22 protein-coding genes, 1 tRNA gene, 2 other RNA genes and 2 pseudogenes are annotated in these 23,693 nt (G+C 51.6%); 19 read left to right on the forward strand and 8 right to left on the reverse strand.

What is annotated here, in order from left to right; translation table 11 throughout:
* Positions 1 to 67: 67 nt before the first annotated feature.
* From ACH0WD_RS11880 to ACH0WD_RS11895, 4 genes and pseudogenes are all read left to right on the forward strand, one after another.
* Positions 68 to 499 (forward strand): annotated as a pseudogene (locus ACH0WD_RS11880) (transposase); the annotation flags it as partial.
* 141 nt (positions 500 to 640) lie between these two features.
* Positions 641 to 1,108, forward strand: coding sequence for a GNAT family N-acetyltransferase (locus ACH0WD_RS11885; RefSeq protein ID WP_000702451.1), 468 nt, complete (start codon positions 641 to 643; stop codon positions 1,106 to 1,108).
* Between the two features lie 177 nt (positions 1,109 to 1,285).
* Positions 1,286 to 1,573 carry a DUF1778 domain-containing protein gene (locus tag ACH0WD_RS11890; RefSeq protein WP_000965888.1) on the forward strand — a complete coding sequence of 96 codons (288 nt, stop codon included), beginning with the start codon at positions 1,286 to 1,288 and terminating at the stop codon, positions 1,571 to 1,573.
* Complete coding sequence (locus tag ACH0WD_RS11895) at positions 1,561 to 2,046, forward strand: GNAT family N-acetyltransferase (RefSeq protein WP_000533909.1); 486 nt, start codon at positions 1,561 to 1,563, stop codon at positions 2,044 to 2,046. Before ACH0WD_RS11890 ends, ACH0WD_RS11895 begins: the two co-directional genes overlap by 13 nt.
* 371 nt (positions 2,047 to 2,417) lie before the next feature.
* Here the strand turns inward: ACH0WD_RS11895 and cueP are convergent, their stop codons facing one another.
* The 3 genes from cueP to ACH0WD_RS11910 form a co-directional block, all read right to left on the reverse strand.
* Positions 2,418 to 2,957 carry a copper-binding periplasmic metallochaperone CueP gene (cueP, locus tag ACH0WD_RS11900; RefSeq protein ID WP_000047148.1) on the reverse strand — a complete coding sequence of 180 codons (540 nt, stop codon included), beginning with the start codon at positions 2,955 to 2,957 and terminating at the stop codon, positions 2,418 to 2,420.
* A 174-nt stretch (positions 2,958 to 3,131) separates the two neighbouring features.
* Positions 3,132 to 3,344 carry an RNA chaperone/antiterminator CspA gene (gene cspA, locus ACH0WD_RS11905; RefSeq protein WP_000014594.1) on the reverse strand — a complete coding sequence of 71 codons (213 nt, stop codon included), beginning with the start codon at positions 3,342 to 3,344 and terminating at the stop codon, positions 3,132 to 3,134.
* Between the two features lie 287 nt (positions 3,345 to 3,631).
* Positions 3,632 to 3,922 (reverse strand): HTH-type transcriptional regulator, encoded by a 291-nt coding sequence (locus tag ACH0WD_RS11910; protein ID WP_000455790.1) that lies wholly within the window; start codon positions 3,920 to 3,922, stop codon positions 3,632 to 3,634.
* A 438-nt stretch (positions 3,923 to 4,360) separates the two neighbouring features.
* Here ACH0WD_RS11910 and ACH0WD_RS11915 point away from each other — a divergent pair, with 438 nt between their 5' ends.
* Complete coding sequence (locus tag ACH0WD_RS11915; RefSeq protein ID WP_000190524.1) at positions 4,361 to 5,071, forward strand: DUF3053 domain-containing protein; 711 nt, start codon at positions 4,361 to 4,363, stop codon at positions 5,069 to 5,071.
* A 49-nt stretch (positions 5,072 to 5,120) separates the two neighbouring features.
* Here the strand turns inward: ACH0WD_RS11915 and ghrB are convergent, their stop codons facing one another.
* Both ghrB and ACH0WD_RS11925 read right to left on the reverse strand, forming a co-directional pair.
* A complete protein-coding gene (ghrB, locus tag ACH0WD_RS11920; RefSeq protein WP_000804680.1) occupies positions 5,121 to 6,095 on the reverse strand; it encodes a glyoxylate/hydroxypyruvate reductase GhrB in 975 nt (324 codons plus the stop codon).
* Between the two features lie 229 nt (positions 6,096 to 6,324).
* Complete coding sequence (locus tag ACH0WD_RS11925) at positions 6,325 to 6,987, reverse strand: OmpA family lipoprotein (RefSeq protein WP_000747548.1); 663 nt, start codon at positions 6,985 to 6,987, stop codon at positions 6,325 to 6,327.
* A gap of 152 nt (positions 6,988 to 7,139) precedes the next feature.
* Here ACH0WD_RS11925 and ACH0WD_RS11930 point away from each other — a divergent pair, with 152 nt between their 5' ends.
* On the forward strand, positions 7,140 to 9,473 hold the full coding sequence (locus ACH0WD_RS11930) for a molybdopterin guanine dinucleotide-containing S/N-oxide reductase (RefSeq protein WP_000148467.1): 2,334 nt from the start codon (positions 7,140 to 7,142) through the stop codon (positions 9,471 to 9,473).
* On the opposite strand, the gene ACH0WD_RS11935 is transcribed toward ACH0WD_RS11930, so the two are convergent.
* Positions 9,442 to 9,882, reverse strand: a complete 441-nt coding sequence (locus tag ACH0WD_RS11935; protein ID WP_000619902.1) for an N-acetyltransferase — start codon at positions 9,880 to 9,882, stop codon at positions 9,442 to 9,444. The genes ACH0WD_RS11930 and ACH0WD_RS11935 overlap by 32 nt on opposite strands.
* A complete protein-coding gene (gene tag, locus ACH0WD_RS11940; protein ID WP_001188421.1) occupies positions 9,860 to 10,441 on the reverse strand; it encodes a DNA-3-methyladenine glycosylase I in 582 nt (193 codons plus the stop codon). Before tag ends, ACH0WD_RS11935 begins: the two co-directional genes overlap by 23 nt.
* Before the next feature lie 156 nt (positions 10,442 to 10,597).
* On the opposite strand from tag, the gene ACH0WD_RS11945 reads away from it, so the two are divergent.
* The 11 genes and pseudogenes from ACH0WD_RS11945 (at position 10,598) to ACH0WD_RS11995 (ending at position 19,692) form a co-directional block, all read left to right on the forward strand.
* Positions 10,598 to 11,302, forward strand: coding sequence for an autotransporter outer membrane beta-barrel domain-containing protein (locus ACH0WD_RS11945; RefSeq protein WP_000637073.1), 705 nt, complete (start codon positions 10,598 to 10,600; stop codon positions 11,300 to 11,302).
* A 44-nt stretch (positions 11,303 to 11,346) separates the two neighbouring features.
* Positions 11,347 to 11,460, forward strand: a pseudogene (locus ACH0WD_RS11950) (hypothetical protein); the annotation flags it as partial.
* 360 nt (positions 11,461 to 11,820) lie between these two features.
* Positions 11,821 to 12,345 (forward strand): long polar fimbria major subunit LpfA, encoded by a 525-nt coding sequence (gene lpfA / locus ACH0WD_RS11955; protein ID WP_001747709.1) that lies wholly within the window; start codon positions 11,821 to 11,823, stop codon positions 12,343 to 12,345.
* Between the two features lie 84 nt (positions 12,346 to 12,429).
* On the forward strand, positions 12,430 to 13,128 hold the full coding sequence (gene lpfB / locus ACH0WD_RS11960; RefSeq protein WP_001082125.1) for a long polar fimbrial chaperone LpfB: 699 nt from the start codon (positions 12,430 to 12,432) through the stop codon (positions 13,126 to 13,128).
* A gap of 22 nt (positions 13,129 to 13,150) precedes the next feature.
* Positions 13,151 to 15,679 (forward strand): outer membrane usher protein LpfC, encoded by a 2,529-nt coding sequence (lpfC, locus tag ACH0WD_RS11965; RefSeq protein ID WP_000220316.1) that lies wholly within the window; start codon positions 13,151 to 13,153, stop codon positions 15,677 to 15,679.
* Between the two features lie 17 nt (positions 15,680 to 15,696).
* Entirely contained in the window at positions 15,697 to 16,761 is a 1,065-nt protein-coding gene (gene lpfD / locus ACH0WD_RS11970) for a long polar fimbrial protein LpfD (protein WP_000914404.1), read from the forward strand.
* A gap of 5 nt (positions 16,762 to 16,766) precedes the next feature.
* Positions 16,767 to 17,294, forward strand: a complete 528-nt coding sequence (gene lpfE, locus ACH0WD_RS11975; protein ID WP_000792960.1) for a long polar fimbrial protein LpfE — start codon at positions 16,767 to 16,769, stop codon at positions 17,292 to 17,294.
* 217 nt (positions 17,295 to 17,511) lie between these two features.
* A complete protein-coding gene (eptB, locus tag ACH0WD_RS11980) occupies positions 17,512 to 19,203 on the forward strand; it encodes a kdo(2)-lipid A phosphoethanolamine 7''-transferase (protein WP_001269246.1) in 1,692 nt (563 codons plus the stop codon).
* A gap of 90 nt (positions 19,204 to 19,293) precedes the next feature.
* Positions 19,294 to 19,370 (forward strand) — tRNA-Pro (locus ACH0WD_RS11985).
* Between the two features lie 35 nt (positions 19,371 to 19,405).
* A non-coding RNA gene (locus ACH0WD_RS11990) (RtT sRNA) lies at positions 19,406 to 19,539 on the forward strand.
* 34 nt (positions 19,540 to 19,573) lie between these two features.
* A non-coding RNA gene (locus tag ACH0WD_RS11995) (RtT sRNA) lies at positions 19,574 to 19,692 on the forward strand.
* Here ACH0WD_RS11995 and ACH0WD_RS12000 read toward each other — a convergent pair.
* Complete coding sequence (locus tag ACH0WD_RS12000; protein ID WP_000290697.1) at positions 19,683 to 20,690, reverse strand: substrate-binding domain-containing protein; 1,008 nt, start codon at positions 20,688 to 20,690, stop codon at positions 19,683 to 19,685. The genes ACH0WD_RS11995 and ACH0WD_RS12000 overlap by 10 nt on opposite strands.
* Positions 20,691 to 20,839: 149 nt before the next feature.
* Here ACH0WD_RS12000 and ACH0WD_RS12005 point away from each other — a divergent pair, with 149 nt between their 5' ends.
* Complete coding sequence (locus tag ACH0WD_RS12005) at positions 20,840 to 21,964, forward strand: aryl-sulfate sulfotransferase (protein WP_000940826.1); 1,125 nt, start codon at positions 20,840 to 20,842, stop codon at positions 21,962 to 21,964.
* A 57-nt stretch (positions 21,965 to 22,021) separates the two neighbouring features.
* Positions 22,022 to 23,347, forward strand: a complete 1,326-nt coding sequence (locus ACH0WD_RS12010) for a uracil-xanthine permease family protein (protein ID WP_001136080.1) — start codon at positions 22,022 to 22,024, stop codon at positions 23,345 to 23,347.
* Positions 23,348 to 23,693 lie beyond the last annotated feature (346 nt).

Here is a 23,693-nt window from a genome sequence, read left to right on the forward strand (position 1 = left end):
GGGCCGAGTAATCCGTAGCCAACACATAAGCAACTTGAAGTATGAAGGGTATATAAATCAAAAGTGCATTGCACCCATTATTGATCTCTTCAATAACGAAGTGATCTCCTGCAGTATTTCAGAACGTTCAACCATGCCGATGATCGATGACATACTCATGAAGGCATTTGCCAGACTTGATGCGGGTACCAATCCGGTTCTTCATTCAGATCAGGGCTGGCAATACCGTCATTGATGGTACCAGTATCAGTTACGAGAGTTTGGCATCATCCAAAGTATGTCCCGCAAAGGCAACTGCCTTGATAATGCCTGTGCAGAATTTTTTTTCGGCACTTTAAAATCAGAAAGTTTTTACACCAGTAAATTTAAGGATATTGATGAACTTAAGATAGCTATTGAGGATTACATACGATACTACAATCCCCGACGAATTAGCCTTAGATTTAACGGACTCAGCCCGGTTGAATACCGCCTAAAGAGCTATCCAGGCAGAAATTAACAAGGTCTGTACAGGGATGCTATCAGGAAACCTGAACGTCGGTAGATACGCTCACGCAAATGTCTGCTATGAGCGAGGAACGGACGCCCTATTTCACAAAAATTAGTGTTGTTCTACAAGTAACTCTCACAATGAGGTTTTATGAAAATCAGAAGGTTCAGTAATGGGGATGAAATATCGTTATTCAGAGTTTTTTTCTCATCTGTACATACGATCGCATCGCACTACTACACACGTGAACAAATTGATGCTTGGGCCCCAGCAGATATCGACCTGGAGCGATGGGCCAATCACATTAAGGAATTACAACCTTTTGTTGTAGAGCTGGATGGTGAAATAGCTGGATATGCAGATGTTCAACCAAATGGATACATTGATCATTTCTTTGTATCAGGAACCTATTCAAGACAGGGGGTAGGGACACTACTGATGAATTGCATTCATGAGGAAGCCAGACAGCGTGGAATTAGTGAAATTACTTCAAATGTAAGTAAGGCTGCGGAAGTGTTCTTTCTACGACACGGCTTTCATATAGTGGAGCGAGGCTTTCCTATTTGCCGTGGAGTGACATTACAAAATGCTCTGATGAGGAAATGTTTGGCGAAATAATAGTCAGCCTGCAGAAAGGCAGCATTGTTCTTTTGCCTTGTTGAACTCAGTAAACCGCTACAATGAGCAACGCCCGCTTCTGGCACAAAGCGGACATCAGTATTCAAAAAATGAAAAACGACGACTTGATGTATACCGTTTGCTATACATGGTGATTGTGCTATCATTGTAAAGCAAATGCTATACAAAGGGTGTCTCATGAAATCAGATGTTCAACTTAACCTTAGAGCTAAGGAATCGCAGCGGGCGCTCATTGATGCAGCTGCGGAAATCCTTCACAAGTCACGTACAGATTTCATTCTGGAAACGGCCTGCCGGGCTGCCGAGAATGTGATCCTTGACCGCCGTATATTTAACTTTAACGATGAGCAATATGAGGAGTTCATCAATCTGCTTGATGCACCGGTCGCAGATGATCCCGTTATCGAAAAACTGCTGGCAAGGAAACCTCAGTGGGACGTGTAACAGCACCAGAACCTTTGTCCGCTTTTCATCAGGTAGCTGAGTTCGTCAGCGGTGAAGCTGTGCTTGATGACTGGTTGAAGCAAAAGGGCCTCAAAAACCAGGCTCTCGGAGCGGCCAGAACATTTGTGGTGTGCAAGAAAGACACGAAGCAAGTAGCCGGTTTTTACTCTCTGGCCACCGGTAGCGTCAACCATACAGAAGCGACAGGCAACCTTCGGCGTAACATGCCAGATCCCATCCCTGTCATTATACTTGCCCGTCTTGCTGTCGATCTCTCATTCCATGGAAAAGGGCTTGGGGCTGATTTACTTCATGATGCAGTGCTTCGTTGCTATCGGGTTGCCGAGAATATTGGTGTACGTGCAATCATGGTTCATGCACTTACCGAAGAAGCCAAAAATTTCTACATTCACCATGGTTTCAAATCATCACAAACTCAGCAGCGAACATTGTTCCTTAGGCTCCCTCAATAGAATGCAAAGACTGTTATGTTCAAATCGCTATAAGCGATAATTTGATAGAACGTCTAAGGTTAAATTCAGGAAGAATACGACGAACAAAATATTGATGAGACAGGAATCCGCGTGATACAAGAAAGCAACGGAATGGATAATTCGATTGCGGACAATGTTATTTAGTTATAGCCAGAAACAAAAAAGAGCCCATGTATTAAATGGACTCTTTCTCTGATGCCTCGGTTAATCTGTCCAGGTTTTTGGGGTCAGTACAAAGTGAGCCCACCTCTGCCATTCTTGTGGCGTTATGCATTCTCAAGGCACTCTGTTAATTTTATCTTGTTGGCGTTTTATAGGCCCGATAACCCATTATGTTATCGGGCATTTTTTTAACGTAATGGTAATTCCGTCAGACAGGTCTGGCTGTCATCTCTGGTGGCAATGGCATGTGACGCCGTTTTACCGTTGTAGCTTACTTCGAGCGTCCCTTCCATATTGCGCGGTAGCCAAACACCGATAAATCCGTTTCGATAGCTTTGCATCTCTTTTTGTACGATGACAGCGCCTTTACTGTCTGTCACTTTTACAGTGAACGGTTTATTCGGCATTTCTCCCTGACAGCCGGAAAGGCTGTGGTTAAAACAGGGGTGTGTCCGCCATTCATAGGGCGCAAAAGAGAGATAGAATTTGTCGCCTAACGGCAGCGTATAAATCTGCTCTCCGTCAGATAATTTGAGTTCGGTACTGGTAATCGACGCGGAGTAAGGCAAAGGACGGCTCTGCGGCGTCTGATCAATCGTATCCACGATCTGCTCAACCGTTTTTCCCGCCAGCCCATGTTGCGCCAGAAAAGCGGATTCTGAGGATGCCGCAAGCGCGGAGCCGCTGGCGCATAAACCCAAAAGTAATAACCATGATGATTTCGACATAACTTCAATTCCTTGTGAACAATCTCCTTACCTACTATAGGGGTTCCCCTAAGGGAAAGGTCAAAGGGACACAGGGTAAAGTAATGCAAAGTTATGCTGGGGGGAGAGGGGGAATTGGAATAAAAAAAAATCCCCGCCATCAGGCAGGGATTCAAAATTCTGAGCTTTTTAAGCTTACAGGCTGGTTACGTTGCCAGCTGCCGGGCCTTTAGCGCCGCTTTCGATGGTGAAGGAAACTTTCTGACCTTCGTCCAGAGATTTGTAACCATCGTTCTGAATAGCGGAGAAGTGTACGAACACGTCTTTAGAACCGTCATCAGGAGTAATAAAGCCGAAGCCTTTATCAGCGTTGAACCATTTTACGATACCAGTCATTTTACCGGACATAGTGTATTACCTTTTAAAAAATAAGTGTGCCTTTCGGCGTTATGGCGTGCTTTACAGATTTTTTAAGCGTTAAGGAAATGCGCACTACGAGGGGTATCTAATGGATAACTCTTGAAGGGACTTGCCTTACTAAACTGCTTTAATGGTCTGTACGTCAAACCGTTGAGCACATTAACTCATGTAATGCCGGGCGATGCAACTTTTATTTTACTTTATTTCTCCAGGCCAGTAATCGGGCGGGGAAAACGGTCCTTGCGCAGGACCGTTAAAACAGAAAGGGGTAAAAATTACTCCATCAATTGCTTACTTAAGCGTGGGTTCGCCTGTATCAGGCGCATCAATTTAAGCTCTGCTGGCGTGGGTTTTTCGCGTTTCGATTCCCATTCCTGAACCATGGCAACCGTTACGCCCAGCGCTCTGGCGAATTCATCTGTTTTTAGTCCCGTCCCTCTCCGTAACTGTTCAAATTCGGTAAAAGGATTGGGTTTTTGCGTCAGGGTGATCTTTCGCGTTTCATCTTTAAAAACAATTTGTTCCAGGCTGCTCAGCAGCTCAAACATCGGATCTTTATATTCCATTGAGAACTCCTGTAAATCACACAGCGGGATCGTGAAGTGCATCGAAGCCTCTTAAGAATAGTCGGGAAATTTGCGGGTGGGGGGCGACGCGCCGCCAGGAAGCGCTATCGATTCGTTTCGATGCCTTACGCTACGCGACTTTTAGGACGCTAACAATTTGATCCAGGAAGGTATATCCGTCTTTCAGAAAATAATTGTAAAGATTAAAAAAATATTACATCCCCCGCTGGAAAGCTTTCTTGCCGCGTTTTTTATCGCAGTGTCAGGCCAAAAATTAACAATAAAATAACAAATTAAGCATTGATGCAGATAAACATAATTTTCCGCTACAAGATCGCGTGGAAAGGGTATCCTGCAAGCCTGACCTGGACTATCCTTGTAAGCCGTCAGGCACGCAGGTGTCGTTGTGCGCATTTTTGGGTGAAAGGAGTATTAACAATGGCGACAGGTAAGTCCTGCTCTCGCTGGTTTGCGCCTGTTGTGGCGTTATTAATGGTGTTTAGCCTGAGCGGGTGTTTTGATAAAGAAGGCGATCAGCGCAAAGCGTTTGTCGATTTCCTGCAGAATACAGCAATGCGTAGCGGAGAGCGTTTACCAACGCTGACGGCCGATCAGAAAAAACAGTTTGGTCCGTTCGTGTCTGATTACGCGATACTGTATGGCTACTCGCAGCAGGTAAACCAGGCGATGGATTCCGGTCTGCGCCCGGTGGTCGATAGCGTTAACGCCATCCGCGTTCCGCAGGATTATATGACGCAACGCGAGCCGCTGCGGCAGGCAAATGGTTCGTTAGGCGTGCTGGCGCAACAGTTGCAGAATGCAAAACTGCAGGCTGATGCCGCGCATGGCGCGTTAAAGCAGGCCGATGACCTGAAACCTGTGTTTGATCAGGTCTACAAAAAAGTAGTCACCGTGCCGGCAGATGCTTTGCAGCCGCTGATCCCGGCGGCGCAGATCTTTACGCAGCAGTTGGTACAAGTGGGCGATTATATTGCGCAACAGGGCGAACAGGTGAGCTTTGTCGCGAACGGCATTCAGTTCCCGACCTCACAGCAGGCCAGCCAATATAATGCGCTGATTGGGCCGTTGGCCTCGCAGCATCAGGCGTTTAATCAGGCCTGGACGGCGGCGGTAAACGCAACCCAGTAATGACAGTCTGCCCGATAAGCGCAAGCCAGCGCTTATCGGGCCTGTAGCGTTATCCCGCCGCCTGCGGGTTGACGCAGTTCTTCTCTATTTTTCCCTGCAGCGCATCAATCAAATTATCCACCGCACAGGCCATCATGTTGTAGCGCGTCTCATGCGTTGCCGAGCCAATATGCGGTACCGCGACGACATTGGACATGTTCAGCAGGGGCGAATCCACAGATAGCGGTTCCTGTTCAAAGACATCCAGACCTGCCGCATATATTTCACCGTTTTGCAGCGCGGCAATCAGCGCGTTTTCATCGACCACCGGGCCGCGTCCGGCATTAATAAAAATGGCGGACGATTTCATTCTGGCAAACTGTGTTGCGCCAAACAGATGTCGCGTTTCTGCCGTTAGCGGCAGGATCACGCAGACAAAATCAGCCTCCTGCAACAGCGTATCCAGATCGCAGTAGCGGGCGTTAAACCGGTCTTCCGCCTCCTGATGCCGCCGACGAGCGTGATAGAGAACCGGCATGGTAAACCCAAAGTGCGCTCGCTGCGCCAGCGCCATCCCGATACGCCCCATCCCAACGATACCGAGTGTTTTGTGATGCACATCGATGCCAAACCACGCCGGGCCAATGCTTTCCGTCCATTCACCCGCCTTAACCCGTTCTGCGACGTCTACCACGCGGCGGGCAGTGGTCAGCATCAACGCCATCACCGTATCGGCAACGGTTTCCGTCAAAACGGCAGGCGTGTGCATCAGGACTATTTTGCGGGCAGTGAGGGCGTCCACCTCGACATTATCGTATCCCACCGAGATGGTCGACGCCGCGCGTAGCGCCGGCATTTTTTCCAGCAGCGCGCGGTTAACGGTTTCGCTGGCGCCCAGAAGGCCTTGCGCGCTGGCAAATGCCTGCGCGTGTCGCGCGACCGTTTCCGGATGCAGGTTCGGTACCTGGGTGACGGTAAAATGCGCCTCCAGGCGATGCAGCAAATCATCAGGCAGGGTTTTGTAGAGAATGATGGACGGCTTCATGCGACTCTCCGTAAATCAAAAGGTAAGCGCGGCATGCGCCAACCGGAACAGGCTTATTATTAACCCGTTTAGCCATCATCGACCAGCCAATTTCCCCGCTGTCGGCAGCCGTGTCGTGGTAAATAATGAATGAATACCGAGTAATGTGCGATGTATCCGGTCTGGAGAAGGAATGGCGAGGGAGTAATGCAGGCCGGGTAAAGCATACCGCCTTACCCGGTACGGTAGTTTACTGCAATGGACTCAAGGTAATTTCGACGCGGCGGTTTTGCGCCTTACCTTCTGCCGTACTGTTGCTGGCGATCGGGTTCGCCGGCCCCATTCCGCTGGTACGGATACGGCTGGCGTCGACGCCCTGGGTGATCAGCGAGCTGGCGACGGAGTCAGCACGCTGCTGCGACAGACGCATATTCAGATCGTGGCTACCGGTACTGTCGGTGTAGCCCACCACATTGACGGCGGTCTTGGGATACTCTTTCAGCACCATCGCCACGCCGGTCAGCGTGTTAGCGCCTGCCGGTTTCAGCGTCGCGCTGCTGCTGTCGAAGGTGACATTATTCGGCATATTCAGAATGATATTATCGCCGCTTCGCGTCACGCTAACGCCTGTGCCCCGCATTTTGTCACGCAGTTTCGCTTCCTGTACGTCCATGTAGTAACCCACGCCGCCGCCCAGCGCCGCGCCAGCCGCCGCGCCAATCAGCGCGCCTTTACCGCGATCTTTTTTGGAGGAGGAGAGTGCGCCGATGCCTGCGCCGACCAGCGATCCAATACCCGCACCAATGCCGGATTTACCTGCTTCGCGTTCGCCGGTGTAAGGGTTTGTTGTGCAGCCAGATACTGCCAGGGCGCCGCTCACGATGGCAGCAATCACAAATACACGTTTTTTCATCTTAAATCCTTATCACTTTTTTATTTTTACCACAGCGACCGTGGCGGTTGATTATGACGTCTGCACATGAAGAAAATTCCAGGGAAAACTCTGAAATTTGTAAGTAACATTGATCGGCAAAATAAATAATCCCAATAATTCAGGAGCGAACCTTGACCCACGCACCATCGCGTCATTCGGTATTGACCGCCGCACACTGGGGGCCAGTCCGCGTTGAAACCGACGGAGAACGCATTTTTGCCTCGTATGGCGAACTCCCGACGGCACACCAGAACTCCCTGCAAACCGTTGTGCATGACCAGGTGCACAGTAAAACGCGGGTTCGCTTCCCGATGGTGCGTAAAGGGTTCCTGGCTTCTCCCGATAAGCCGCAAGGCATACGCGGGCAGGATGAGTTTGTTCGCGTAAGTTGGGATGACGCGCTGGATCTGATCCACGCTCAGCACAAACGTATTCGCGAAAGTTATGGGCCATCGTCCATCTTCGCTGGCTCCTACGGTTGGCGTTCGAACGGCGTATTGCATAAAGCGGCTACGCTATTGCAGCGTTACATGGCGCTGGCGGGAGGGTATACCGGCCATCTTGGCGATTATTCCACCGGCGCGGCGCAGGTTATCATGCCTTATGTGGTGGGTGGTAACGAGGTTTACCAGCAGCAGACTAGCTGGCCGGTGGTGCTGGAACACAGCGATGTGGTGGTGCTCTGGAGCGCGAACCCGCTGAATACTCTGAAAATTGCCTGGAACGCCTCGGATGAGCAGGGGCTCGACTATTTTGCGGCGCTGCGACAAAGCGGCAAACGCCTGATCTGCATCGATCCGATGCGATCGGAAAGCGTCGACTTTTTTGGCGATAAGATGGAGTGGATCGCCCCACATATGGGCACCGATGTGGCGTTAATGTTGGGAATCGCCCATACGCTGGTGGAAAACGGTTGGCAGGATGAAGCGTTCCTTGCCCGCTGCACGACGGGTTATGACCGCTTCGCCGACTATCTTTTGGGCACGACCGACGGTACGGCCAAAACAGCGGAATGGGCGGCGGAAATTTGCGGCGTTTCTGCGGTGAAAATTCGTGAACTGGCGGAAATATTTCATCATAACACCACCATGTTGATGGCCGGTTGGGGAATGCAGCGTCAGCAGTTCGGCGAGCAAAAGCACTGGATGATCGTTACGCTGGCCGCAATGCTGGGGCAAATTGGTACGCCTGGCGGCGGGTTTGGTTTTTCTTATCATTTTGCTAACGGCGGAAACCCGACGCGCCGCGCCGCCGTGTTAGCCTCGATGCAGGGAAGCATCCCTGGCGGGGTCGATGCGGTAGATAAAATACCGGTGGCGCGTATTGTCGAGGCGCTGGAAAACCCCGGTGGGTTTTACCAACACAATGGGATGGATCGCCGCTTCCCGGATATTCGTTTTATCTGGTGGGCGGGCGGCGCGAACTTTACTCATCATCAGGATACCAACCGTCTGATTCGCGCGTGGCAAAAACCGGAACTGGTCGTTATCTCGGAATGTTTCTGGACGGCCGCCGCGAAACACGCGGATATTGTTCTGCCTGCGACCACCAGCTATGAGCGCAACGATTTAACCATGACCGGCGACTATAGCAATCAACATTTGGCGCCGATGAAGCAGGTCGTGTCGCCCCGGTGGGAGGCGCGGAATGATTTTGACGTTTTTGCTGAACTGAGCGAACGGTGGGAAGCCGGCGGTTACGCTCGGTTCACCGAAGGAAAAAGTGAGCTGGCGTGGCTGGAGACTTTCTACAATATTGCCGCCCAGCGTGGCGCCAGCCAGGGGGTGACGCTGCCGCCGTTTGCCGCATTCTGGCAGGCTAACCGTTTACTGGAGATGCCGGAAAATCCCGCCAACGCGCAGTTTGTGCGCTTTGCGGATTTTCGCCGCGATCCTGATAACCATCCGCTAAAAACGGCCAGCGGCAAAATCGAAATCTATTCTGCGCGCATTGCCAGCTATGGTTACGCGGATTGTCCCGGTCATCCGATGTGGCTGGTGCCGGATGAGTGGCACGGGAACGCCGATGCGGGGCAGGTTCAGCTACTTTCCGCGCATCCGGCACACCGTCTGCATAGCCAGCTCAACTACAGTTCATTACGGGAGCGGTATGCGGTAGCCGGACGCGAACCGGTGACGATTCATCCGCAGGATGCGACAACGCGCGGAATCGTCGATGGCGATACGGTACGCGTCTGGAATCATCGCGGGCAGGTTCTGGCGGGCGCGGTCGTTACCGACGGAATTCGGCCTGGCGTGATCTGTATTCACGAAGGCGCATGGCCGGACCCTGAACCTACCGCAGGCGGCATATGCAAAAACGGCGCGGTAAACGTCCTGACAAAAGATCTTCCCAGTTCCCGGCTGGGGAACGGTTGTGCGGGCAACACCGCGCTGGTCTGGTTTGAGAAATATACCGGCCCGGCGCTACCGCTTACGGCGTTTGATCCGCCTGCCAACTCATAATCCAGGTGGGGTGGGCGGTATCCTCCTGCCAGGCGCTATCTTCAATACGAAAACCAAGCGCATGGTAGAAGTTTACGGCGGATTGATTTTTCTGGTAAACCTCAAGGCTCAGCAGAGGAAAACGTTGCTGGACATATTCCAGAAGCGCTTTGCCAATGCCGTGTCTTAACGCGTCGGGGGCGACAAACAGCGCCCCGACAAAACGGGCTTCCAGTACGCTGACGAAGCCTTTCAGTTGTCCATTTTCCTCCCATACCCAGGTTTGTGCGGCGGGTAAATAGACGTCGCGTACAATTGCTTCGCTCTCGTGCCAGTAACGTTCTTCGATAAAGGGATGGGCATAAATAGTACTTTTCATCCACAGCGCCAGAATAGACGCCATGTCTTCACTCTGGGATTTGCGAATCATGTTTTTCTCCCGGATGGCAAAAACAGCCGGTAATATGGTCGTTGACCAGTCCGCACGCCTGCATAAAGGAGTAACAGATAGTCGTACCGACAAACTTGAAACCGCGTTTTTTCAATGCCTTAGCAAGCGCATCGGACGCAGGTGTTGAGGTGGGGATCTTATCCAGGCTGGCCGCCTGGGTGATCTGCGGCTGGCCATCAACGAATGACCAGACAAAATCGGCGAAAGACTCGCCGTTTTGCTCCATCGCAAGCCAGGCGCGGGCGTTACTGATAATGGCCTGAATTTTACCGCGATGTCGTATGATGCCCGTGTTCTGCAGCAGGCGTTCAACCTCCTCCTCCTGCATAGCTGCGATGCGTACCGGGTCAAACTGATGAAAACAGGCGCGGTAGTTCTCCCTCTTTTTAAGCACGGTGATCCAGGATAAACCGGCCTGTTGACCTTCAAGACAGATCATTTCAAACAGCTTTCTGCTGTCAGTTTCCGGTACGCCCCACTCGTTATCATGATAGGCAATATAAAGGGGGTCCTGGCTGACCCAGTCGCAACGCTGCATAGACTTCCTCGTTATTGTGGTTACCGCGAAAATTTCCTTCAACCCGCCTTGACGGGCCTGCTAAAAGGACAATAGTTAATACAGGGCTGATGCCCGACATCCTTCATTCAATGACAATAATATCGCCGAATTCGGCTCTACTCTGGAGTCGCGTTGATGATTGTAAGAAAACGCCGTGGTCGCCGGACATTGCGTTGTCTGGCGGGCCTTATGGCCTGCTCGTTTTTTATCAATACCACGTATGCCTGGCAACAAGAATATATCGCTGAAGCGGCTCCGGGGCATACGACGGAACGCTATACCTGGGACAGCGATCACCAACCGAATTACAACGACATACTGGCCGAACGTATTCAGTCTACGCAAAATACGGTGGGTCCGGTGCTTAGCCTGGCGGATGAAACCCCGCTTGATGCGACCAGCGGTATCAGTATGGGCTGGAATTTTCCGCTTTCCCGACGTGTGACCACTGGGCCGGTCGCGGCGTTGCATTACGACGGTTCGACGTCATCAATGTATAACGAATATGGCGATAGCGCGACGACATTAGCGCTTACCGATCCGTTATGGCACGCCAGCGTCAGTACGTTAGGCTGGCGGGTAAACTCGCAGTTCGGCGATGTCCGTCCCTGGGCGCAAATTAGCTATAACCAACAGTTTGGGGAAAATATCTGGAAAGCGCAGTCCGGGTTGAGTCGTATGACCGCAGGAAATCAGGCGGGAAACTGGCTGGATGTCACCGTAGGCGCGGACGTGTTACTTAACCCGCACATGGCGGCGTATGCGGCGTTTTCCCAGGCGGAAAATAGCGCTACGGATAGCGATTATTTGTATACCCTGGGGGTGAGCGCCAGGTTTTAACTTAAAAACTACCATCGAAACGCTGTGATAACAGATCTTGTGGCGGAAGTAGGGTGCTAACCTTCTACGTTATCTTTGCGCTGTTAATCATCTCGCTGGCAGTTTCCACCACTATTCGCCAGCCGCAGCGGGAGAGGGTTAGCGAAGCGTCTGCGTAACACATGCAACACCAGGCGTACAGCGCACCCATTTGGTGCTCTTTATTTTTATTTAGCACAAATACCTAATCAATTGGAGTTAAAAAAACGTCTAATAAATAAGGAATGCATTTAACTTATTTATGAATAGGAAGAAATAATATATTATTTATATTAATTTATTCTTAATAAAAATTTACATTTATGTACGTTACATTTGTAACGTATTGATTTACATTTTTTTTAAGCTTAACTAAAAAATATTTTTATATATACTAATTATAGTATCTAATACCCATCTCTATACACTCCATTTCCTCACAGAATGCAGATAACCCTAAGGATGCGTTCTGTTATCTACCGTCATAAATGGAGTTTTTAATGAAAAAAGTTGTTTTTGCTCTGTCTGCTCTCGCTGTAGTTTCCACTTCTGCTTTCGCTGCTGAATCTGGTGACGGCACCATTAAATTCACCGGTGAAATCGTTGACGCGCCATGCGTCGTTTCTACTGACTCTCAGAACCAGGAAGTTGTGCTGGGTCAGGTTAAGAAAAATATCTTCAAAGCCATTGGCGATAAATCTGTTTCCAAGCCTTTCCAAATCAAACTGGAAGACTGTGACATCACCTCTCAAACCAAAGTTAACGTGAGCTTCGCTGGCGTTGGAGATGCAGACGACGCGACACTGGTTTCTGTTAACACTGAAGCAGGTGCGGCAACTGGCGTGGGCATCGGTATCTACGACAACGCTAACAAGCTTGTTGAAATGAACACCGGTAAATCCACCACTACGCTGGCTGCTGGTCAGACCGTGCTGTACTACACCGCTAACTACGTTGCAACAAAAGATGCTGTAACCACTGGTTACGGTAACGCAGAAGTGGACTTCAACCTGTCCTACGAATAATCGAATTTTCGTTAATACAGTCAATCATAATGGCAACGGAAATCCCGTTGCCATTTTTTCCAGCGGAGGCTCAGGAAGAGAATCATGAACCGCTCACGTTTGATATCTTGCACAGCACTGGTGCTGGCGCTGATTGCTCAAAACAGTTTTGCCGGTGGCGTGGCATTAAGCAGCACACGTGTTATTTATGACGGTAGTAGAAAGGAAGCTTCTCTTACGGTAAATAATAAAAGCACCACGGATGAATTTCTCATTCAGTCATGGATTGATGATGCTAACGGTAATAAAAAGACGCCCTTTATTATCACTCCGCCGTTATTTAAATTAAGCCCGACTAAAAATAACGTTTTACGTATTGTTAATACGACGAGCACGTTACCGCAGGATCGCGAGTCCGTTTATTGGATTAACGTAAAAGCTATTCCTGCCAAAAGTGAAGACGCGGAAGCTAAAAACGTACTGCAGATCGCCGTACGTACCCGCTTAAAACTGTTCTATCGTCCGGCGGGCCTGAAAGGCAATAGCATGGACGGCTGGAACAAACTGCAGTTCACCAGCGCAGGGGCTAACCAGATCAAAGTGGAAAACCCATCTGCCTTTAACCTGACGTTTAATAAATTTTATGCCAACGGCCGTGATATTGAAAAAACGGGAATGGTTCCGGCAAAAGGCTCATTGAATATTGAACTGCCAGCCGGCACCGGCAAGGTAAGCGAAGTTAAATACAACATTATTAATGACTTTGGCACGGCTGGCGACATGTTGACACAGCGCGTTAACTAACACGTTTTAAAGGATTATTACTATGACATGGACGCATCTTCCTCTGGGCAATAAGACCTCGCGTTTCACGCAGTCTGCGCTTGCGCTGATGATAGCGAGTACGCTCCCCGCGTATGCGGGAACATTTAACCCGCGCTTTCTGGAGGATGTGCCGGGTATTGATCAGCACGTTGACCTTTCAATGTATGAATCCAATAAAGCTGAACACCTGCCAGGTAAATACCGCGTCTCGGTGGTGGTCAACGAAAAAAAAATGGAGTCTCGCACCCTGGAGTTTAAGGCAGCGACAGAGGCGCAGCGCGCAAAAATGGGTGAATCCCTGGTGCCGTGCTTAAGCCGCGTGCAGCTTGAAGATATGGGCGTGCGTATTGATAGCTTCCCGGCGCTGAAAATGGCCCCGCCTGAAGCCTGTGTTGCTTTTGACGACATTATTCCCCAGGCCGCCAGCCATTTCGACTTTGCAGACCAGACCCTGATCATGAGCTTCCCGCAGGCTGCGATGAAGCAGACAGCGCGCGGTACGGTGCCAGAATCGCAGTGGGACGAAGGGGTGAATGCCCTGCTGGTGGATTATAACTTCTCCGGCAGCAACGCCAGCTATGACGCGCACGACAGTGAGACCAACTACAACAGCGACAGCTACTATCTGAACCTGCGCAGCGGTATGAACCTGGGGGCATGGCGATTACGTAACTATAGTACCTGGACGCGAAACGACGGTAACAACACATGGGATAACATTGGCACATCCCTAAGCCGTGCCATTGTGCCGCTGAAATCACAGCTGACGTTGGGGGATACCTCCACCGCCGGTGATATTTTTGACAGCGTTCAGATGCGCGGGGTGCAGTTAACTTCTGACGAAGAGATGCTGCCTGACAGCCAGCGCGGGTTTGCGCCCGTCATCCGGGGTATTGCCAAAAGTAACGCCGAAGTCACCGTTGAGCAGAACAACTACGTTATTTACCGTACGTTTGTTCAGCCGGGTGCGTTTGAAATTAACGACCTGTATCCAACCTCAAACAGCGGCGACCTGACGGTCACCATTAAAGAATCGGACGGCAGTGAGCAGAAGTTCGTTCAGCCGTTCTCCTCGGTGGCGCTCCTCCAGCGTGAAGGCCATCTCAAGTACAGCCTTTCCGCCGGGGAATACCGTGCCGGGAACTATAACAGCGCCGAGCCGAAATTCGGGCAGCTTGATGCCATGTACGGCCTGCCGTATGGCTTTACCGTTTATGGTGGTGCGATCTTCTCTGACGACTATTACTCGCTGGCGGGAGGATTAGGTAAAAACTTCGGTTATATCGGCGCGATCTCCATCGATGTAACCCAGGCAAAAAGCAAGCTGGCAAATGAGGAGAATTCGGAAGGTCAGTCTTATCGTTTCCTCTACTCCAAGAGCTTTAACAGCGGTACCGATTTCCGTCTGCTGGGTTACAAGTATTCGACCAGCGGCTATTACACCTTCCAGGAAGCGACGGATGTGCGCAGCGATGCGGACAGCTCTTATAGCCAGTATCACAAACGTAGTCAGATTCAGGGCAACGTAACGCAGCAACTGGGCGCCTGGGGCTCGGTCTATTTTAACGTCACGCAGCAGGACTACTGGAATGATGAAGGTAAACAGCGTTCGCTGAATGCCGGTTATAACGGCCGTATTGGCCGCGTGAACTACAGCATTGCTTACACCTGGACGAAAAGCCCCGAGTGGGATGAGAGCGATCGTTTACTGTCATTCTCCATGTCGATTCCACTGGGACGCGTGTGGAGTAACTACCACCTCACGACCGATCAGCATGGCCGAACCAACCAGCAGTTGGGTGTGAGCGGCACCGCGCTGGAAGACCACAACCTGAACTATAGCGTACAGGAAGGCTACGGCAGCAACGGCGTGGGTAACAGCGGCAGCGTGAACCTGGATTACCAGGGCGGCGTGGGTAGCGCCAGCCTGGGTTACAACTACAACCGTGACGGCCAGCAGGTGAACTACGGTTTGCGCGGCGGTGTGATAGCCCATAGCGAAGGCATCACTCTTTCTCAACCTCTGGGTGAATCTATGGCCATTATCTCCGCGCCGGGCGCGCGCGGCGCGCACGTGATCAACAACGGTGGTGTGGAAGTGGACTGGATGGGTAATGCGGTCGTGCCTTATCTCACTCCGTACCGTGAAACGGAAGTCTCACTGCGAAGCGACAGCCTGAACAACCAGGTTGACCTGGATACCGCCTCCGTCAACGTAGTGCCGACGCGCGGCGCGATTGTTCGTGCCCGCTTCGATACCCGAGTGGGCTATCGCGTGCTGATGAACCTGACGCAGGCCAATGGCAAAGCGGTGCCGTTTGGTGCTACCGCCACGCTGCTGGATACCACAAAAGAGTCCAGCAGTATCGTGGGTGAAGACGGTCAGCTTTATATCAGCGGGATGCCGGAGAAAGGTGCCCTTCAGGTGAACTGGGGTAAAGACCAGGCACAGCAATGCCGCGTGGCGTTTACGCTGCCGGAACAACAGGATAATACCGGCGTGGTGATGGCGAATGCCGTCTGCCGGTAACAGGGAAGGAAACGATTATGTTGAAAAAGTTGATGATGTTTGCGGGCCTGCTGGGCGGGTCGGTGCTGTTTTCTGGCCAGGCGCTGGCGGCAGCGGATTGGGGGGCGTGTACGCCTGACGGCGGGACTCATGTTTTTTCGGCCACGCTGAACAAAACCATCACCGATACGTCCAAGAATGCCTCAGGTATTGTTTTCCGTGATTTTTGGTCGTGGGATTTAGGGGGGGATTACGATGCTGTTTGTGAATGTCCAGAGGGGACTGCTACGGCATCGACATATTATAAAGCTACTTCCCCCCTCGCTCCTGGCCACAGCGAAGGCGAACGCCAATATTTTATTATCAATAATAATATCCAGATTTCAGTCGATGTTTGGGTTCAGGGACACTATCAGGATTATAAAACAGCGCCATTTTCTAATTTAGATAATCTGTCCGCCGCCAGAGCAGGCTGCACTGTGGGTGATGTACGGTTTACAACAGGAAGCAAAGGAAAATTATCTCTTTATATTAATCACCCATTTGTCGGTGAACTGCAAATACCGAGTACAAAGATACTGGACTTGTTTGGAACCCACAAAGTAGACGTTTATAATGCCAGTCCGTTGGCATCCGTATATTTAAGTGGGAGCATCATTGTTCCACAGGGCTGTGAGCTCTCCAGCGGCAGCACGCTGGAAATTCCGTTTGGGGAATTTAAGGCCACTGATTTTAAAGATCGCAAAGGACAAGTTGCAAAGAACGCCACGAAATTCACCAAAGAGCTGCAGTTTAAATGCACCAATATTTCCGATGGCGTAAAGATCTTCCTGCGTATTGAGGGAATGCCAAACGCTAATGATTCGAATGCCATCGACATGGGCAACCCGGATATCGGTGCCATCATTGAGGGTGCTAACGGTAAAATTTTGGTGCCAAATGACGCCAGTGTTAATCAGGAGCTGAGCGTATCGGGTCTTGTTGACGACACGCACCGTACCGCCTCAACGACCATTTCGGCTTACCCCATCAGTACCACCGGCAAATTGCCGGCCGCCGGGGATTTCGAGGGAATTGCCACCATGCGTATTGATGTGGAGTAAGCAGGATGAAAAACCTTCATGCTTTGATGCCAGCGTGTTTACTGCTTACCACTTCCGCGATGGCGGCACCGTCGAATATCGGTTCTGCTGGTGATATCCACTTTACCATTACTATTAAGGCGGCTACCTGTGAACTGGAAAACGACAGTATCGACGTCAATATGGAGACTGTGGTGCTTCAGCGCCCGGTAAAAGTGGGTAAAGAGCTGAACCAGAAAAACTTTAGCATCGGCTTAAAAGATTGCGCGTATGCCACAAAGGCCAGCGTTACGATGGACGGTTCTCCAGACCCGACTGACCCCTCGCTTTTTGCCCTGGATAGCGGCGGCGCGACGGGCGTGGCGTTAAAAATTAAAACATCTGGTGGGGAGCAACAATACCCCTCCAGTACCGACTCTACGCCTGTCGAACACACTGTCTGGTTTGATGGTACGAACAAGCTGAACTATATCGCCAGCTATGTGCCTGTTAAGCCGGATGCCACCGTTGGCACAGCGAATGCGACGGTGAATTTTAGCGTCACATACGAATAATCACTGAGGGCCAGTTCGCTGGCCCTTTTCCATTTTTAGTGATTTTTTGTAAAAATCTTCTCCGATCACACTCTCCGTTGCCACTTTCCCCTCTGCTTGTGGTCTACTTAACCGTGCTTGTAGACTTTCTTACATCTGCGTTAGCCGCATATTTACCTGTTTGATTAAAGAATCGTTGTACAGGTCGTTTTTATCCCGATTCCCAGGGTTTGTTTGCATGAGATACATTAAATCGATGACGCAACAGAAACTTAGTTTCTTGCTTGCGCTCTATATCGGTCTGTTTATGAATTGCGCCGTGTTTTACCGCCGTTTCGGCAGTTATGCGCAAGAATTTACCATTTGGAAAGGCCTCTCCGCAGTTGTCGAACTTGGCGCCACGGTGCTGGTCACTTTCTTCTTACTTCGTCTTCTTTCACTGTTTGGCCGACGTGCCTGGCGTGTGCTGGCCACGCTGGTGGTGCTGTTTTCCGCTGGCGCCAGTTATTACATGACCTTCCTGAACGTGGTGATTGGCTACGGCATTATTGCGTCTGTTATGACCACCGATATCGATCTCTCGAAAGAGGTGGTGGGGCTGCACTTCGTATTGTGGCTGATTGCCGTGAGCGTGCTTCCGCTCATCTTTATCTGGAGTAACCACTGTCGCTACACGTTGTTGCGCCAGCTACGTACGCCGGGGCAGCGTTTTCGCAGCGCCGCTGTAGTGGTACTCGCAGGCGTAATGGTGTGGGCGCCTATCCGCCTGCTGGATGTACAGCAAAAAAAGGTTGAACGGGCGACAGGCATCGACTTACCCAGCTATGGCGGCGTGGTGGCGAACTCCTATCTGCCTTCAAACTGGTTATCTGCGTTAGGGCTGTATGCCTGGGCGCAGGTAGATGAGTCGTCGGACAATAATTCGTTAATAAACCCGGCCAGGAAATTTACCTATGTTGCGCCGAAGGATGGGGATGACACCTACGTCGTTTTCATTATCGGTGAGACGACCCGTTGGGATCACATGGGGATTTTCGGCTACGAGCGTAATACCACGCCGAAACTGGCGCAGGAAAAAAATCTGGCGGCGTTCCGCGGCTATTCCTGCGATACCGCGACGAAGCTTTCTTTACGCTGTATGTTTGTACGGGAAGGCGGGGCGGATAATAACCCGCAGCGTACCTTAAAAGAGCAGAATGTTTTTGCCGTACTCAAACAGCTCGGATTCAGTTCCGATCTGTACGCCATGCAGAGCGAGATGTGGTTCTATAGCAATACCATGGCGGATAATATCTCCTACCGCGAGCAGATCGGCGCCGAGCCGCGTAACCGTGGTAAAACGGTTGATGACATGCTGTTGATTGATGAGATGCAGAACTCGCTTGCCCAGAACCCGGAGGGTAAGCATCTGATTATCCTGCATACTAAGGGGTCGCATTTTAACTATACGCAACGTTATCCGCGCAGCTACGCTCAGTGGAAGCCCGAATGTATTGGGGTCGATAGCGGCTGCACGAAAGCGCAGATGATCAACTCTTACGATAACTCCGTGACCTATGTGGATCACTTTATTACCAGTGTGTTCGATCAGCTGCGTGATAAAAAAGCGATTGTGTTCTACGCGGCTGACCATGGCGAGTCGATTAACGAACGCGAACATTTGCACGGTACGCCGCGCAATATGGCGCCGCCGGAGCAATTCCGCGTTCCGATGCTGGTATGGATGTCGGATAAATATCTTGCCAGTCCGCAACATGCGCAGATGTTCGCTCACCTGAAACAGCAGGCGGAGATCAAAGTGCCGCGTCGTCATGTGGAGCTGTACGATACGATAATGGGCTGCCTGGGGTATACATCGCCGGATGGCGGCATTAACCAGAACAACAACTGGTGCCATATTCCCGATGCGCAGAAAGTCGCCGCGAAGTAGGTTGTCTGCCGACTTTCTCGCCGATTGAATTGTATTTTGCGACTAAGGGATTGACGGGCGTGCGCCTGAGCAGTAAGATGCGCCCGCATTCGGTGATTGGCGCAGCCTGGTAGCGCACTTCGTTCGGGACGAAGGGGTCGGAGGTTCGAATCCTCTATCACCGACCAAATTCAGAAACCCTGCTCAACGAGCAGGGTTTTTTTGTATCTGAAGCCTGACGAGGATGAGAACCTCCGGGGGCAAGAGGTTCGACCCGAGCGAAGCGAGAGAACGTTGCGTCAGCAACGGCCCGCAGGGCGAGCCACGCAGTGGCGAGTCATCCTCTATCACCGACCAAATTCAGAAACCCTGCTCAACGAGCAGGGTTTTTTGTATCTGAAGCCTGACGAGGATGAGAACCTCCGGGGGCAAGAGGTTCGACCCGAGCGAAGCGAGAGAACGTTGCGTCAGCAACGGCCCGCAGGGCGAGCCATCCTCTATCACCGGCAGGTTGACGCCCGCACCACCAGTTCAGGCATGATCCCGTCGCTGTAGCTGATCTTCTCACCCGACAAAACGGCAAACAGGAGCGTGATTGCCTGTCGCGCCACCTCATCAAGATGCATATTCACAGCCGTCAGCGGCGGCAGCGATTCGCGCGCGCGGATACCGTCATAGCGGGTAACCACCCGCATTTGTTCAGGTATGGCGATGTCTTGTTCCTGGAAAGCCCGTACCGCGCCGCTGGCAAAGGTGTCGATCAGCACCAGCACGCCGTCAACGTCGGGATGCGCCTGTAATAGCTGCTGCGCGGCCTGGTAGCCGGCATTTTCACCCTCGCTTTCATTGAGAGAGTAGACGACGGGGTCCTGGCGCCCCGTGCACCAGCGCTGGTAAGCCGCTTCGCTCTCCAGAACTGATGTTCGCCGTGTGTTACCGACAAATAACGCACATTTGCTGGCGCCGGAGGCCTCCAGATGAGCGAGCAGAAGCTGTGCTGTTGCCGCCGAGTGCAGCTCAACCCACGGCACAGGCGTGTCGGTGCCCGGCGTGCGGCCAATGGTGACGCAGGGAATGCCCGCTTGCGCCAGCGCCTGGAGCTGCGGGTCGTTCTCCGCCGGCTCAATCAGGATCGCTGCGTCAAAGCTGACGGCATCCAGTGGATTTGCCCCCGGCGGCACCAGAATCAGCGCATGCTGTTTTTCCAGCGCCATCATCGCGGACGTTAACGCCACCTCCATCATAAATCCCAGTCGTGACGCGCCGGAGGCAATCGCCAGCGGCACCGAAGAGAGCAAGGCAATGGTATTGGTTTTGCCGGTTCGTAACTGGCGGGCGCGAATATTCGGCGTGTAGTTGAGCGCAACAATGGCCTCTTCAATACGCCGTCGCGTCTGCGGCTCGACAAAGCGGGTGTTGTGCAATGCATTGGATACCGTCCCTGGCGATACGCCTGCATGGCGGGCAACATCAATCAACTTTGCGCGTTTTTTATTTTGAACAGCCATCTGCTTCCTGACCTGCGAAAATTTGCGCACAGGGTAGCATATTTACCAGACGGTAACGTTTGCTTTTTTTCGGTGAGGATCGTAAAAAACTCTTCATTAAAACGTTTTAATGGGGTATTTTGGCGCAAATTTATTCCTCAGGAGGCGATGTGGCACACTTAACTCAGGACTCGACTTTTACCCTTGGACGCCGTCCGGCGGGCCTTATCTACGCTGATAAGGCGAAGAGCTTTGGCGGCTATACGCTTTTTGCGCCGCAAACCGCCGAAGGGCGGGTTTACCTGGTGGACGAGCAGGGCGAAGTCGCGCATCAGTGGCAGCTTCCGGTTCGCGCCGGGCGTGATGCGGTGCTGCTGCCGAACGGTAATCTGGGTTATAACGGCAGCCACCGCACTTCAGCGAACCTCTATCCGGCGTGGGATCTCTGGCACGGCGGCGACTTCTACGAAGTGACGCCGGATAACGAAATCGTCTGGCATTACGAAGATATTTACCATCACCATGATGCGCAATGGTTGGCGAACGGTAATCTGTTGTATACCGCCGCGTCGCCGTTACCTGCCGATATCGCCGCCCGTGTTACCGGCGGCGACCCGCGACGTGATGCGCCGGACGGCGTGATTCAGAGTGACGTCGTCAAAGAGGTCAATCGCGACGGTGAAGTGGTCTGGGAATGGCGTGCCTGGGAGCATTTGAATCCGGAAGATTTCCCGATTCATGATATTTTCGACCGCCGCCACTGGCCGATGATTAACGGCCTGTCCGTCACCCGTGATGGCCTGGTACTGATGAGCCTGCGTACCACTTCCGGCGTCATTGCCGTGGATAAAGAGAGCGGGAAGGTTATCTGGCATGCAGGGCCGGAAGTCGTAGCGCAGCAGCACACGCCGGTTGAGATGGAGAACGGGTCGATTCTGGTTTTCGATAACGGCAACCTGCGTCCCGGCGTCACCTCGCCGCATTCCACGGTGCTGGAGTTCGATCCGCAGACCAAAGCGATTACCTGGCAGTATCGCGATATCTTCCCGCCGGCGTTTTTCTCGCCGTATATGGGGAGCGCGCAGCGGCTGGCGAACGGCAACACCTTTATCTGTGAATCGGCGTTTGGTCGCCTGTTTGAAGTTACTCCGGAAGGCGAAACGGTATGGGAATATATCATTCCGTTCTTTAATGAATATCCGGAGCACCTCAGTAAAGGCATTATTCCTGGAAAACAGAACAGCACCTTCCGTGCGCATCGCTATGCCGCTGATGCCATTAGTTGGTTGAAATAATACAGACCGCCAGCCCGCGCTGGCGGTTATTTTTTTGATGTTTTATGGGAGTTAATCATGCCGCAACCTGGCCTTACTACGCCGGATAACGATGCATTACCCTGGCAAACCACCTTACTTTTGGCGCTTCAGCATGTGCTGGTCGTTGCCGCCACCCCCATTACCTCCGTCTTTCTGATCGCCAAAGCGCTCCACTTTACCGATACGGTGACCGCCTCGGTACTTAGCGCGACCTTTCTGATGTGCGGTCTGGGCGCTATTCTGCAAAGCCTGGGTGTGAAAGGGGTGGGCGCGCGTTTGCCGTTTATTATGGTACCGGGGGGCGCGCCGATTGCGATTTTCGTTGCGATCGCTTTACAGACCAATATCCAGACCGCGATTGGCGCCGTAATTCTGACCTCGCTGTTCTACTTTATCGCGTTGCCGATTTTCCGCCGCTGCCTGCACCATTTTCCCCCCTTTATCATTGGCATCATGCTACTAATGGTGTCGATTAACCTTATTCGCCTGTACGGCGGATTGATCATTGGCCAGCCAGGGAGCGCCGACTTCGCTCATCCAACCAGTATCATTTTATCGCTGGGGACTATCCTGATAACGCTGATTTTCGCGCTGGCGTTTAGCGGTATTTTGCGCCAGCTGGCGGTGATGTTCGGCCTTTTAGCGGGAACGTTGCTGGGAATGGCGCTGGGCAGCACCGATTTTAGCGGTGTTAGTCACGGGCCGCTGTTTAGTTTCCCACAGCTTTTGCCGTTCGGCTGGCCGATTTTTGATCTCTCTGCCTCGCTGCCGTTGCTGATTTACGCGGTCATCTCTATGGCTGAAGCAACCGGGCAAACGATTGCGACCGCGGAAATAGTCAATTCCACGCAAAATGTGCAGCAGGCGATTCCACGTACCATTCGTGGTGATGCGGTAATGTCGCTGCTGGGGGGGATTTTTGGCACCTCCTTAATTATCACCTCCGGCGAAAATATTGGGGTGGTACGCACCACTAATGTGAAATCGCGTTTCGTGACTGCGGCTGCCGGAGGATTGTTAATCCTGATTGCCATATTCGCGCCGCTGGTACGTCTGGCGACCTGTCTGCCAGGTTCGGTGGTGTGCGGTACGGCGGTGATTGTGTTCAGCATTATCGGGGTGATTGGTATCGATATGATCGCTCGTGAACCGTTGCACACACCGGGCAAAACCTACGCGCTGGCAATGGGGCTGGCGATGGGCATGCTGCCTATTCTGGTGCCGGGTCTTTATCAAAATTTCCCTTCAGGCGTGCAGATGGTGTTTGGTAACGGCATGGCGGCGGGGACGTTGACGGCGATTCTGGTGAACTCGTTGTTTAACTGGAGCGAAAAGCGCACGCAGGCCAGGGTCAAAAGTTAGTTTTTGTGATCGCGGTAGGCCGCACGACGGCCTACTTATTTACAATTTTGTGACATATTCGATGGTGTTTTTCAATGTCCGTATAACTCTTTTTTGCACACGGCTTATGGATAACCTCAGCATTTTCGCCTGTGCGTTTTAGCGTTAGTGGTATTAATCGCTCAGATAATCAACATATCGAAAGAAATTTTTCAATTAATGTCTAATTGTTAATCACTAACTGTTGCAAAATATTAAGTGAATAACTCTGCCTTTCTGCCCATAGCACAAATTTCCCTGCTGAAAATACCCTTCTGAACTTTTTTTAATCTTTGTTTGTTAATTCTCACCGTTGTTGTAAAAGCTG

Origin of the sequence: Salmonella sp. 2020_1395 (assembly GCF_043848115.1) — a bacterium.
Classification (GTDB): Bacteria; Pseudomonadota; Gammaproteobacteria; order Enterobacterales; family Enterobacteriaceae; genus Salmonella; species Salmonella enterica.

Coding starts and splice junctions, on each gene's coding strand:
- lpfB (WP_001082125.1), top strand. CDS start 12,430: ATGAACCGCTCACGTTTGATATCTTGCACAGCACTGGTGCTGGCGCTG.
- lpfD (WP_000914404.1), top strand. CDS start 15,697: ATGTTGAAAAAGTTGATGATGTTTGCGGGCCTGCTGGGCGGGTCGGTG.
- ACH0WD_RS11910 (WP_000455790.1), bottom strand. CDS start 3,922: ATGGAATATAAAGATCCGATGTTTGAGCTGCTGAGCAGCCTGGAACAA.
- ACH0WD_RS11945 (WP_000637073.1), top strand. CDS start 10,598: ATGATTGTAAGAAAACGCCGTGGTCGCCGGACATTGCGTTGTCTGGCG.
- cspA (WP_000014594.1), bottom strand. CDS start 3,344: ATGTCCGGTAAAATGACTGGTATCGTAAAATGGTTCAACGCTGATAAA.
- lpfE (WP_000792960.1), top strand. CDS start 16,767: ATGAAAAACCTTCATGCTTTGATGCCAGCGTGTTTACTGCTTACCACT.
- eptB (WP_001269246.1), top strand. CDS start 17,512: ATGAGATACATTAAATCGATGACGCAACAGAAACTTAGTTTCTTGCTT.
- ACH0WD_RS11885 (WP_000702451.1), top strand. CDS start 641: ATGAAAATCAGAAGGTTCAGTAATGGGGATGAAATATCGTTATTCAGA.
- ACH0WD_RS11935 (WP_000619902.1), bottom strand. CDS start 9,882: ATGATTCGCAAATCCCAGAGTGAAGACATGGCGTCTATTCTGGCGCTG.
- ghrB (WP_000804680.1), bottom strand. CDS start 6,095: ATGAAGCCGTCCATCATTCTCTACAAAACCCTGCCTGATGATTTGCTG.
- ACH0WD_RS11890 (WP_000965888.1), top strand. CDS start 1,286: ATGCTATACAAAGGGTGTCTCATGAAATCAGATGTTCAACTTAACCTT.
- ACH0WD_RS11925 (WP_000747548.1), bottom strand. CDS start 6,987: ATGAAAAAACGTGTATTTGTGATTGCTGCCATCGTGAGCGGCGCCCTG.
- cueP (WP_000047148.1), bottom strand. CDS start 2,957: ATGTCGAAATCATCATGGTTATTACTTTTGGGTTTATGCGCCAGCGGC.
- lpfC (WP_000220316.1), top strand. CDS start 13,151: ATGACATGGACGCATCTTCCTCTGGGCAATAAGACCTCGCGTTTCACG.
- ACH0WD_RS11915 (WP_000190524.1), top strand. CDS start 4,361: ATGGCGACAGGTAAGTCCTGCTCTCGCTGGTTTGCGCCTGTTGTGGCG.
- lpfA (WP_001747709.1), top strand. CDS start 11,821: ATGAAAAAAGTTGTTTTTGCTCTGTCTGCTCTCGCTGTAGTTTCCACT.
- ACH0WD_RS12000 (WP_000290697.1), bottom strand. CDS start 20,690: ATGGCTGTTCAAAATAAAAAACGCGCAAAGTTGATTGATGTTGCCCGC.
- tag (WP_001188421.1), bottom strand. CDS start 10,441: ATGCAGCGTTGCGACTGGGTCAGCCAGGACCCCCTTTATATTGCCTAT.
- ACH0WD_RS12010 (WP_001136080.1), top strand. CDS start 22,022: ATGCCGCAACCTGGCCTTACTACGCCGGATAACGATGCATTACCCTGG.